Source organism: Streptomyces sp., assembly GCF_050698815.1.
In the GTDB taxonomy this organism is placed as follows: Bacteria; Actinomycetota; Actinomycetes; order Streptomycetales; family Streptomycetaceae; genus Streptomyces.
In genome coordinates this window covers 1-11,564 of the sequence record NZ_JBOHCV010000786.1, presented here as the reverse complement: position 1 = coordinate 11,564, position 11,564 = coordinate 1, and the positions used below count along the sequence as shown (strand labels likewise).

The window sequence follows — 11,564 nt, the reverse complement described above, 5'->3', positions numbered from 1 at the left end:
ACCGGCGTCTCCGACGCCGGTGCCACCCTCTGGAACGGCCTCTTCCTGCCCATGGCCGTCGCCGGGGGACTGACACTGATCGCGGTGCTGCTGCGGTCCCGGGCGGTGGTCGTACTGGCGGGCCTGTTCGTGCTCGGCTTCACCATCCTCTGGATGGTCCGCCAGGGCCAGGCCGCCGGGACCCTCACGGCAGGCGGCAGCGGCCTGGCCGAGGGCGTGGGAGTCGCGCTGGGCGGCGGCGTGCTGCTCTTCCTCGGCGCACTCGTGATGCGGGGGCGGGGCGGCGCGGGTGGCCACCGACGCCGCGGGCACGCGCGCGGGCGCGACGAACGGGACGACGACCGTTTCGAACGGGAGGACGAGTTCGGGCCGCCCGGGCCGTACGAGGAGCCCTACGGTCCCCCGGGACCGCACGGCGCGTACCAGGCAGACGAGTACTACGGGCCGCCTCCCGGACCCGGTGACACCCCCGCGCAGGAGTGGGACCCGTGGGACACAGGCCGTCCGGGGCCACCGCAGCCTCCCCAAGGACCGCAGCAGGATCCGCATAACGACCGGCCTCCGCGCAGGCCTCGCCCCTACCAGGGCCGTGACGGCTACTACTAAAGGTCGTCGGCCTCGATGTCCAGGTGGATCATCATCTGCTGGTCACCGGGGCCTGCCGGCCAGACAGGCCGGACGTGGTCGGGCTCGTACTGGAACGACAGCCCCGGGCGGCCGTTCGGCGACGCGAGCATCACCCACTCCGGCTCGTCCCACTTGACCGTCCAGCCGAGCAGCCGGCGGTAGAAGTCCGCCAGCGCGCGCGGATCGGGTGAGCCGAGCACGATGCCGGAAAGCGCCATTCGCGGTTGCTCTGCCATGTGTCGTGCCGCCTCCCCTTCATTCGAATTCATTCGAATCGCGCGGGTCAGCCCTGCCGGGACTGGCCGGTGCCCTTGGCGGCGTCGAGTGCGTAGACGCAACGGTCCTTGCTGCACGCGTAGACGACGCCGTCGACGGCCACCGGCGAGCCGGTGATCTCGCCGCCGGTGGCCAGCTTCCAGCGCAGCTGGCCACCCACCGCGTCCAGCGTGTAGAGGCAGTGGTCCGCCGACCCGAAGTGCACCCGCCCCTCGGCCACCACCGGCGCCCCCACCACGTCGCCGCCGGCCGCGAACCGCCATCTCGGGGCGCCGCTGACCGCGTCGAGGGTGTAGAGCGCCCCGCCGCTGCCCAGGTGCACGAGGCCGTCGGCGACGACGACCGGCTCCGTCGAGTGCCGGGCCTCGGTCGCGATGCGCCAGCGGTCGTGACCACCGGCCGCGTCCAGGGCGTAGACCGTGCCCAGGTAGTCGGCGAGGTAGACGCCGCCGCCGGCGACCGAGGGGCCGGGGGCGAAGGCCGGGGGGCTCAGGAAGGCGGCCGGGGCGTCGAAGCGCCACCGTTCCGCTCCCGTCGCGCCGTCCAGGGCGTGGACACGCGACCCGGCGGACACGTACAGCACGCCGTCCTCCGCGGGGGCGAGGCGGAGCGGTACCCCGCCGGTGGCCGAGGCGTCGCCGACCGGGTAGGACCAGCGCTCGGCGCCAGTGCGTGCCTGGAGGGCGTAGAGGCGGCCGTCGCCCCAGGTGTAGACCGAGTCGCCGTGTATCACGGGGCCCGCTTCGGGGGTCTCGAAATCGGTCTGAGCGCCGCCGAGTTCCCACAGCTTCTCGCCGCTCGCGGCTTCCCACGCCTGTACGCCGCCGCCCCGGGTGCCGGTGACGACGGTGCCGCGGTCGACCTTCAGCGAGTAGACCCAGCCGTCGGCCGCCATCCGCCAGCACTCGGAACCGTCCCGGGCGTCGAGGGCGTAGAGGCTCGGTCCGTCGGAGGCGTGCACACGGCCGCCGGAGACGGCCATCGACCACGCCACTTCGCGGGTCTTGAACTGCCTGCGCCCGCTGGTCACATCGAGCGCGTGCACTTCGAAGGAGGTGACGTACAGCAGGTCGTCGGCGACGACGGGGGTGCCCCACACGTCGTTGGACATGCGGAAGCGCCACGGCCGCCAGCGCTGCGGCTGTGCGGAGCCCGCCTCGTGCGTGGCGACGGAGGGCGGCGGCGGCGCCGCTTCGCCGGAGCCGCCCGGCTGCACGCCGTTCGGCGGCCGTACCCAGCCGGTGGCCGGGCCGACGCCGGTCTCCGCCCGTACCTCCTCCGAGCGTCGCGGACCGGGCCCGATGGGCACCTGCGAGCCGGGCAGCCGTACGGGCCCGCCGTCGGGACCGGCACCTGGCGCCGCCGACGGCGGGACGGGCTGTGCCACCGACGGCTGGGCGGAGTGCGCGGCCACGGCACCGACGGCCGAGGGACCGCCGGGACCGGCCGGGATGGCGTGCCGGGGCCCGGCGCTCCGCGCACCGTGGGAGTGCGGTGCGGACCCGTCCGGCATCGCCGGAAGGTCCGGCCCGGGCGGCGGGACGTCCTGCCGTGGGACGGGGCGCCTGGGTGTGGGCCGCGCCCCCCGCTTGCGTTCGATCAGCGCCACCGCGCCGGCGGGCAGCCACGCGGAGGCGGTGCCGCTGTCGTCGCCGCCCGAGGAGAACAGGTGCGGGGCGAGCTGCGCCTGCATGTCGGCCGGGGAGGGACGTTCCTCCGCCGCCATCCGCATGCAGGACTCGATGAACGGCCGCAGGGCCTCGTCCAGACCCTGCAGATCGGGGCCGTCGCGCAGCAGCATGAAGACGGTCTCCACCGGGTTGGCGCCGTGGAAGGGCGCGTGCCCGGTGGCGGCGAAGACCAAAGTGGAGGCCAGCGAGAAGACGTCGCTGGCGCCGGTCACGCTGCGCGAGTCGCGGGCCTGCTCGGGAGACATGTAGGCGGGGGTGCCGACCGCCACGTTCGTCATCGTCAGCTTGGTGTTCGAGACGCCCGAGGCGATGCCGAAGTCGATGACGCGCGGCCCGTCCTCGACCACCAGGACGTTGGACGGCTTGAGATCACGGTGTACGAGCCCGGCGCCGTGGATGGACTGCAGCGCCTCGGCGACCCCCGCCGCCACCCAGCGCACGGCCTGCACCGGCAGTGGACCGCACTCGTTGACTATCTCCTCCAGCGAGGGGGCGGGCACGAAAGCGGTCGCCAGCCACGGCACGGCGGCCCTGGGGTCGGCGTCCACGACAGCGGCGGTGTAGAAGCCGCTGACGGCGCGTGCCGCCTCGACCTCGCGCGTGAAGCGCACCCGGAACAGCTGGTCCTCGGCGAGCTCGGTCCGGACCGTCTTGATCGCCACGCGCCGGCCGGACGCCGAGCGTGCGAGATAGACCAGCCCCATGCCGCCGGCACCGAGTCGGCCGAGCACCTCGAACGGGCCGATCCGCCGCGGATCGTGCTGCGTCAGCTGCTCCACCACTTGCCTGCCACCTCCCCGTAGGGGCTCGTCGACTTCCGCCCCGTGCAGCTTCTCACTGCCGTACCGGACCTCGCGGTCCGCAGGCTGATTCTTCCTGCCGAAGCCGACGGTTGCGAACCCGGGGGCGGCCCGGCCAGGTCTCGATTCGGTCGGCGGGCGGCCCGAGCCGGGACGAGTCCGGCATTCCGCCCCAACCCGTGTCCGGCTCCCCCGCCTCTCGTCGTGGCAACACCTTCACGTCGTCCCCGCGGCTCCCGGCTCGGGCACCTGCAGCACCGCGAAGGTGGCGCCCTGGTTGTCGGCGAGGACGGCCTGCCGTCCGTACGGGGAGTCCAGTGGCCCGCTCAGCACCCGCCCGCCCAGCCGCAGGGCGGTGTGCGCCACCGCGTCGCAGTCCGCCACGGCGAAGTAGGTACGGAAGTGGGCGGGCATCTCCGCCGGGTAGGTCCCGCCGATGAGGGCCCGTCCGCCGATCGCGTGCGCCTCGTCGACCGGGTCGCCGGCCGCGGCCCACACCATGAACTCGGCCTCGGGGCCCGCGTCGTCCTCTTCGAAGCCGAGTTCGCGGACGTCGCGCATGCCGTAGCCGAAGACCTCGGCGTAGAAGGAGTCGACAGCCGCGTCACGCGCGTAGACCTCGGACCATACGTACGTGCCGGGCTGGGCCCGCACCGCGAAGCCGTCGAACGCACCGGCCTGCCACAGCGAGAAGACCGCACCGCCGGGGTCGGCGGCCACCGCGGTGACGCCGTTGCCGTCGGAGTCCGTCGGATTCATCAGCACCTGACCGCCCGCCGCCCGGATCCTGGCGAGGGCGGCGGTGGCGTCGTCCGTCGCGAGGTAGAGGTTCCAGACGGTGGGCAGCCGCCCGTCCGGCTTCGGCAGCAGTCCGGCCGCGGGCCTGCCGCCCCGTCGCGCCACCGTGTAGCCGTCCCGCTCCGCCATCGGCTTGCCGAACGTCCAGTCGAACAGCTCACCGTAGAACCGCTTGCCCGCCTCGACATCGGGCAGCATCGCATCGGCCCAGCAGGGCGCACCCTCGGGATATCTCGCCGCGCGTACAGCCATGACCCGTGCCTCCCGTGGCTCCCTTGCCTCGCGCTTACGGGCTCGTCCGTTCGTACCGGAACGCTAACCGCGTTCGCGGGCCGCCGCAGGCCGATGAATCGCACGCACGGCCACTTCCCGGCCCTGCGGTCCTGGTGCCGTGACCGGCGGTGTTCGCCCCTTGGCGAGCGGGCGTGATGGGCGGCGCGAGAGGGCAAAGCATGCCGGGCGGAGCACTCGCACCCCATTTGCAGGCGGCCGAATCGCGCGACCGTTCCCCGTCGATAAGCTGACGGCATGACAGGACAAGTTCGAACCGTCGACGGGCGCGTAGCGGGGCGCCGCGGGCAGGCGACGCGGCAGAAGCTGCTGGCCTGCCTCGGCGAGATGCTCAGCTCGTCGCCGTATCGCGATGTCAAGGTCATCGATGTCGCCCGGAAGGCGGGCACGTCTCCGGCGACCTTCTATCAGTATTTCCCGGACGTCGAGGGCGCGGTTCTGGAACTGGCCGAGTCCATGGCGAAAGAGGGGACCTCGCTGGCCGGACTGGTGGCCGACCGTTCCTGGACGGGAAAGGCGGGCTGGCGTTCGGCCGAGGAATTGGTGGACGGATTCCTCACCTTCTGGCGCCGGAACGACGCCATTCTGCGGGTCGTCGATCTGGGCTCGGCCGAAGGCGACAAGCGGTTCTACAAGATCCGGATGAAGGTCCTGAACGCCGTCAACGGTCCGTTGGCCGACTCCATCAAGGAGCTCCAGGCCAAGGGCAAGGTCGACAAGGACGTCAACCCGGCGGCGACGGCCGGCGCCCTCGTCACCATGCTGGCGTCGGTGGCGGGTCACCAGAAGGGCTTCCAGAGCTGGGGCGTCAAGCAGGCGGAGCTGAAGCCGAGCCTGGCGCTGCTGGTGCACCTGGGGGTCACGGGCAAGAAACCCACCAGATGAACCGGCACTCGCAAGCACCTCAAGAAACGTTTCTCCCCGAGGTCCCGGCCCAGCCTTGAGAAGCGGCCACCATGTGCTCCTCCTGTGACGTTTCCGTGACGGGAACAGCGCGCCACCAACAGTAAACTCTCCGTCATGCACATGACCGACGGGGTCCCCGTTCACATCATCGGTGCCGGTCCCGGCGGGCTGGCCACGGCTGCCGCGCTGCACGAGCGCGGGATCAGCGCCGTGGTGCTGGAGAAGTCCCCGTCCGTCGCCGCGTCCTGGCGCTCCCACTACGACCGGCTCCGGCTGCACACCACGCGCCGCTGGTCGGCGCTGCCGGGCCTGGCGATCCCCCGCTCGTACGGCCGCTGGGTCGCCCGCGACGACCTCGTGCGCTACCTGGAGGGCTACGTCGAGCACCACGGCATCGAGGTGGCCACCGGCGTCGAGGTCGACAGCATCGAACGCCGCGACGAACAGTGGGTGCTGCACGCCAACGGAGGGCGGCGGCTGACCACCCCTGCCGCCGTCGTCGCCACGGGCTACAACCACACCGCCCGGCTGCCCTCCTGGGACGGGCGCGACTCCTTCGAGGGCGAGCTGCTGCACGCCTCCCGGTACCGGAACGCGAAGCCGTACGCGGGCAAGGACGTGCTCGTCGCCGGGGCCGGCAACACCGGCGCCGAGATAGCCGTCGACCTCGCCGAGGGCGGGGCGGCCCGGGTACGGCTCGCGGTGCGCACCGTTCCGCACATCGTCCGCCGCTCCACGCTGGGCTGGCCGGCGCAGGCCAGCGGCGTCCTGTGCCGCCGGCTGCCCACCCGCGTGGTGGACGGACTCGCGGCACGGCTGGCGAAGGCCGCGATCCCGGACCTGTCCGGGTACGGGCTCCCCCGGCCGGACACCGGCCTGTACACCCGGGCCCGGCAGGGCGCGATCCCGGTGCAGGACGTGGGCCTGATCGAGGCGGTACGCCGGGGCCGGGTCGAACCGGTCGCGGCCCTCGAGTCCTTCGACGGCGCCAAGGTCCAGCTCGCCGACGGGGGTACGGTCACCCCCGACGTCGTCATCGCGGCGACCGGCTACGAGCGCGGCCTGGAGGACCTCGTCGGCCCCCTCGGGGTGCTCGACGCGCAGGGGCGCCCCCTCGCCCACGGCCGCCGCACCCATCCCGGCGCTCCCGGGCTCTACTTCACCGGCTACACCAACCCGCTCAGCGGGATGCTGCGCGAACTCTCGCTGGACGCGCGCAGGATCGCCCTGGCCATCTCCCGTGCCACCGCCCCGTAGCCGCTCCCCCGTTGCGCCGCCCCGTGACGCCTGACGGGCACCCGGCGTCTCATCGGGCGCCCGCCCCTGCCGCGACGCGTTCCGCTGCCGCGGGCCGTTTCCGTATCAGCAGCGCCATCAGGGCGGCCGTCGCACACAGCGCGCCGGAGGCGATCCAGGCGAGGTCGTAGGAACCGAAGGTGTCCCGCACCAGCCCGGACAGGAACGCGACGACCGCGGCGCCGATCTGGTGCGAGGCGAGCACCCAGCCGAAGACGATGGCGCCGTTGTCGCCGAAGTGCTCGCGGCACAGGGCGATGGTGGGCGGGACGGTGGCGACCCAGTCCAGCCCGTAGAAGACGATGAAGAACAGCATGGACGGATGCACGCTCTCGGCGAAGAGCAGCGGGAGGAAGAGCAGCGAGATCCCGCGCAGCGCGTAGTACACGGCCAGCAGCCTGCGCGCGTCGAAGCGGTCGGTGAACCAGCCGGAGGCGACGGTGCCCACCAGATCGAAGACACCGATCACCGCGAGCAGCGAGGCCGCGGCGGGCACGGCCATCCCGTGGTCGTGCGCGGCCGGCACGAAGTGGACGCCGACCAGGCCGTTGGTCGAGGCGCCGCACACCGCGAAGGTGCCGGCCAGGAGCCAGAAGACCTTGGTGCGGGCCGCGTCGCGCAGGGCCCGCAGCGCGCGCCGCGCGGCACCGGGCGGGGCGGCCGGCGGGGTGAGGTAGTCGGGGCCCGCCCCGTACGGCAGCAGCCCGACGTCCTCCGGGCGGTCGCGCAGGACGAACAGCACCAGCGGCACCACGGCCAGCGCGGCGAGGGCGACGGTCAGTGAGGCCGTACGCCAGCCCGGCCCCTCCACCAGCAGCGCCACCAGCGGCAGGAAGACCAGCTGTCCGGCCGCTCCACCCGCCGTGAGGATGCCGCTGACCAGTCCACGGCGCTGGACGAACCACTTGTTGGCGACGGTCGCGGCGAAGGCGAGCGCCATCGAGCCGGTGCCGAGGCCGACGAGGAAGCCCCAGCAGAGGATGAGCTGCCAGGTGGCGTCCATGAAGACCGTCAGTCCGCTGCCCGCGGCGATCAGCAGCAGAGCGCCGGCGACGATGCGGCGGATGCCGTAACGCTCCATCAGGGCGGCGGAGAAGGGCGACGTGAGCCCGTAGAGCAGGACGTTCACGGATACGGCGGCCGAGACGGTGCTGTGCGACCAGCCGAACTCCTCGTTCAGGGGGTCGATGAAGACACTCGGGGTGGCGCGGAAGCCGGCCGCGCCGACGAGCGCGACGAACGACACGGCGGCGACCCACCACGCACGGTGGACGCGCGGGACGGGCCTGGTCTCGAGTGGTCGGGTTCGTTCCGGCGGGGAGCTCCGCCCGGTTGTCTGCGTCACGGAGTCAGCCTCCGCCCGGGCTGTGCGACCGACGAGTGGCCCGTAGGCCACGTTGTGCGAGGATCGGGCCATGAGTGCATTCCGTCATCCAGGCCGGCATCGCGTCGCCGTGCTCGTGCGGCACGGGCTGCTGCCGATCGAACTGGGCATCCCGCACCGGATATTGGGCTGGTCCTGGAACGACCGGGGAGAGCCGCTGTACGAGGTCGTCACCTGCGCCGTGACACCTGGCCCGGTCCGTACGGACGCCGATTTCACGGTCGACGTGGCGCACGGCCCCGAGGCCCTCGCCGAGGCGGACACCGTGATCGTGCCGGCCGCGCACGAGCCCGACGAACCCGTCGCCGAGGGCCGGCTCGGCGCGCCGCTGGCCGACGCGATCGCCCGGATCCGGCCCGGCACCCGCGTCGCCTCGATCTGCACGGGTGCCTTCGTGCTGGCCGCCGCCGGGCTGCTGAACGGCAGGCGGGCGACCACGCACTGGGCCTCCTGCGACCGGCTGCGGACGCTCTTCCCGCAGGTGAAGGTGGACCCGGACGTCCTCTACGTCGCCGACGAGGACGTCCTCACCTCGGCCGGCGTCGCCTCCGGCATCGACCTGTGCCTGCACATGGTGCGCGACGACTTCGGCACGGGAGTCGCCAACTCGGTGGCGCGGCGTACAGTCGTGCCGCCGCACCGGGAGGGCGGCCAGGCACAGTTCATCGAACGGCCGGTGCCCGAACCGGGGTTGCACACCACCGGCACCGCCCGCGGCTGGGCGCTGCGGCACCTGGACCGGCCGCTCACGCTGCGCGAGCTGGCGGCGAAGGAGGCGATGAGCATACGGACCTTCACCCGGCGCTTCCGGGAGGAAGTGGGGATGAGTCCGCAGCAGTGGCTCACCCAGCAGCGGGTCGAACGGGCGCGCCACCTGCTGGAGAGCAGCGACCTGTCCGTCGAGCGGATCGCCGCGGACGCGGGCTTCGGCTCGCCGTCGTCACTGCGGCTGCACTTCCAGTCGGCGCTGGGAATCTCACCGAGCAGTTACCGGCGCACCTTCCGCTTCCGCACCGACGCCGCCGCCTGACACCCGTGGTTCGCGGGTGGCGGCAACGGCGGGCCGCCACCCGGCTCCGGCGACCCGCACTCGGCGAGGAGCCGTCCACTCCTCGCCGTCCCCTCGCAACGGACCGTTCACCCTAGAGTGAGCAGTCGGACACGAAACGTCAACAGTTGGTCCGGACTTGCGAAACCTCGCCGGCCGTGAGCGCTGGCGGAGCCGCGACGCGGTCCACCTCGCACCAGATGCGCTTGCCTGCTCCCTCCCGCTGCCAGCCCCAGCGGTCCGCGAGTCCGGAAACCAGCTCCAGGCCACGCCCGTTGGTGTCCTCACCGTCGGCCTGGCGCCGCCGCGGCGGCCGGCCGCTCGAGTCCGCCACCTCGACCCGGACGGCACCCGGCGTCTGCCGGGAGGGCAGCAGCATCCGCAGCACGGCCGGAGCGCCCGTGTGCACCACGGCGTTGGTGACGAGCTCAGAGATGAGCACGAGCAAGGTCTCCGCCAGCGGTTCGTCCGCACTGATGCCGGACCCCGTCAGTCTGGTCCGTGCCCACGCGCGGGCGCGCCCCACCTCCGTCGGGTCCGCCCCGATCTCCAACTGCACTTGAAGCACCTGCACCGCTCACACCGTCCGAACTGGCAAGCAACATCGCCTCGTCTGCCGGGGATCACCGTGTGCGACCTCGTCCGGAAGAGCATGATTGACGCACAGTGAGCCAACAAGCGCTTCAGGCATATTCCGGCGGAAAGGAGTAGGCGTGCTGCATACTGTGCGACACCGCTCGGGAGGGCGGGAACAGCGACACAGCACGCTCTTCGTCCTATTTGCCGCACGTCTGAATTACTCGCACCCAACGGAGCGTACCCGAGCGGAATGAAGCCTTCCGCTTACCTCGGTCACGGACAGGCAACAAGCGGGTATCGACGCCGAACGGTTGACGCCGAACGGTGCGGGCCGAAGTCGACGCACCGTGACGGGTACGCCATGACGGGAACGCCGCGACGGGCGCCCCGCGACGGCTCAGGCCGAGAGGGGACCGGCGGCGGCATCCTGCCGGGTGGCGGTGGAAAGGTCGGGGTAGCAGTCGAAGAGCCGGCGCACACCGAGAGCGGCCAGGACGCGGTTGACGTGCGACCCGTCCTCGGCGCCCCGTGCGGGCAGGATCAGCCGCAACTGCCCGGCGCACGAGCGCATCAGCCGGCGCGACGCGATCAGCACACCCACGCCGCTGGAGTCGCAGAAGAGCACTTCCGAGAGGTCGAGCACCAGGCTGCGCCGCCCCTCGGCCACCGCGTCGTGTACGTGCTGCCGGACCGCGGGCGAAGTGACCAGGTCCATTTCGCCGGAAACCCGGAGAACGGCCCATTCCCCCCGCTCCTCCTCCCACACCTTCAACGACACGTCCTCGCAACCCTTCGCTCGACTACGGTCTTGATCGCCGGCTTGACGGCCTTACCGGAATGCTTCCTTCCTCGATTCGGCTGCCCTGCCCCCCCACGGTCAAAACGACCCGTCCCCCGACCCTATGCGCTCATCAGCCAGTTCTCCCCCGCATCAGTCGCGGTCACACCAGTACAACTCCCTCACGAGAGCGGGTGTGATGAAACCGTGCCCATGCCGCCCGGGCCCGGAAAACGCCCCAACGTGATGGGTGTCACCGCCATCGGCGACTCTGTCAAGGGGCGCACATTGCCGCAAAGGAGCGCGCGTCGCGGGCCTCTCGCACTACATTCGAGGTGCTGACGCGCGCGACGAGGGCGGTACGGACGGGCTTGGAGCCACCATGGCGATTGACACACCACCGCGCTGGGACCGGAAGATGCAGCAACGGCTGGCACGGGGTGAGGCCGCCGCCCTGGGCGAGCTGTACGACCGGTTCGCCACGCTGGTGCACGGACTGGCGCACCGGGTGCTCGACGACGAGACGGCCGCCGACCGCACCACACGCGACGTGTTCGGCTACCTCTGGGAGAACCCGCACGCGTTCGACCCCAAGGACGGCCCGATGCGCTCCTGGATCGCGGGAGTCACGCAGCGGCTCGCGGCCGGACGGCTGCGCAAGCAGCACCGCGAGGACGGCCCGCAGTCACCGGAACGGCAGGAACAGATAGAGGAGAAGGTGCGCGCCGCCTCCACGGCGGCCCGCGCGGACTACATCGTGACCTCCATGCCCGCCTCGCTGCGCGCCGCCCTGGAACTGGCCTATTTCCAGCGCCGCGACTACCGCCAGACCGCACGGCAGTTGGGCGTCACGGAGGACGAGGCACGGCGACGCCTGCGGCTCGGGCTGCAGTTGCTCTCGTCGGCGATGAGCCGGCCGCTGTCCGTACCCCCGCACGGCCCCGGACGCCCGCGGTGAGCGGGCCGTCCGGCCACGGCCCGGGTGACGGCGGGAGCGACAACGCGGCGGCAGGGCCACCCCGCATACCTCTACCGCGGAGCCCGGCGGAGGACGCCGCCCTCCCGCCCCACGTGCCGCCCCCGCCCCAGG

10 protein-coding genes and 1 pseudogene are annotated in these 11,564 nt (G+C 72.4%); 5 read left to right on the top strand and 6 right to left on the bottom strand.

The window, feature by feature from the left end:
- Positions 1-606, top strand: a pseudogene (locus tag ACRDP3_RS28235) (hypothetical protein); the annotation flags it as partial.
- Here the strand turns inward: ACRDP3_RS28235 and ACRDP3_RS28230 are convergent.
- The 3 genes from ACRDP3_RS28230 to ACRDP3_RS28220 all read right to left on the bottom strand — a co-directional run bounded on the left by ACRDP3_RS28230 (position 603) and on the right by ACRDP3_RS28220 (position 4,444).
- Positions 603-863: a VOC family protein gene (locus tag ACRDP3_RS28230; protein ID WP_431519861.1), complete on the bottom strand. Its 261-nt coding sequence runs from the start codon at positions 861-863 to the stop codon at positions 603-605. The pseudogene ACRDP3_RS28235 and the gene ACRDP3_RS28230 overlap by 4 nt on opposite strands.
- 47 nt (positions 864-910) lie before the next feature.
- Entirely contained in the window at positions 911-3,376 is a 2,466-nt protein-coding gene (locus tag ACRDP3_RS28225) for a PQQ-binding-like beta-propeller repeat protein (protein WP_431519860.1), read from the bottom strand.
- A 234-nt stretch (positions 3,377-3,610) separates the two neighbouring features.
- A complete protein-coding gene (locus ACRDP3_RS28220) occupies positions 3,611-4,444 on the bottom strand; it encodes a VOC family protein (protein ID WP_431519859.1) in 834 nt (277 codons plus the stop codon).
- A gap of 276 nt (positions 4,445-4,720) precedes the next feature.
- Between ACRDP3_RS28220 and ACRDP3_RS28215 the strand changes: the two genes are divergently transcribed.
- The gene (locus ACRDP3_RS28215) at positions 4,721-5,368 is read left to right on the top strand and encodes a TetR family transcriptional regulator (protein WP_431519858.1); all 648 of its coding nucleotides are present in this window, start codon (positions 4,721-4,723) and stop codon (positions 5,366-5,368) included.
- 135 nt (positions 5,369-5,503) lie between these two features.
- Positions 5,504-6,646 carry a flavin-containing monooxygenase gene (locus ACRDP3_RS28210; protein ID WP_431519857.1) on the top strand — a complete coding sequence of 381 codons (1,143 nt, stop codon included), beginning with the start codon at positions 5,504-5,506 and terminating at the stop codon, positions 6,644-6,646.
- Positions 6,647-6,695: 49 nt separating this feature from the next.
- Here the strand turns inward: ACRDP3_RS28210 and ACRDP3_RS28205 are convergent, their stop codons facing one another.
- Complete coding sequence (locus ACRDP3_RS28205) at positions 6,696-8,030, bottom strand: MFS transporter (RefSeq protein WP_431519856.1); 1,335 nt, start codon at positions 8,028-8,030, stop codon at positions 6,696-6,698.
- 70 nt (positions 8,031-8,100) lie between these two features.
- Here ACRDP3_RS28205 and ACRDP3_RS28200 point away from each other — a divergent pair, with 70 nt between their 5' ends.
- A complete protein-coding gene (locus tag ACRDP3_RS28200; protein WP_431519855.1) occupies positions 8,101-9,099 on the top strand; it encodes a GlxA family transcriptional regulator in 999 nt (332 codons plus the stop codon).
- A 139-nt stretch (positions 9,100-9,238) separates the two neighbouring features.
- Here ACRDP3_RS28200 and ACRDP3_RS28195 read toward each other — a convergent pair whose 3' ends face one another.
- Complete coding sequence (locus ACRDP3_RS28195; protein ID WP_431519854.1) at positions 9,239-9,691, bottom strand: ATP-binding protein; 453 nt, start codon at positions 9,689-9,691, stop codon at positions 9,239-9,241.
- A gap of 402 nt (positions 9,692-10,093) precedes the next feature.
- Entirely contained in the window at positions 10,094-10,474 is a 381-nt protein-coding gene (locus tag ACRDP3_RS28190) for an STAS domain-containing protein (RefSeq protein ID WP_431519853.1), read from the bottom strand.
- A 382-nt stretch (positions 10,475-10,856) separates the two neighbouring features.
- Here ACRDP3_RS28190 and ACRDP3_RS28185 point away from each other — a divergent pair, with 382 nt between their 5' ends.
- Entirely contained in the window at positions 10,857-11,432 is a 576-nt protein-coding gene (locus tag ACRDP3_RS28185) for a sigma-70 family RNA polymerase sigma factor (protein WP_431519852.1), read from the top strand.
- Positions 11,433-11,564 lie beyond the last annotated feature (132 nt).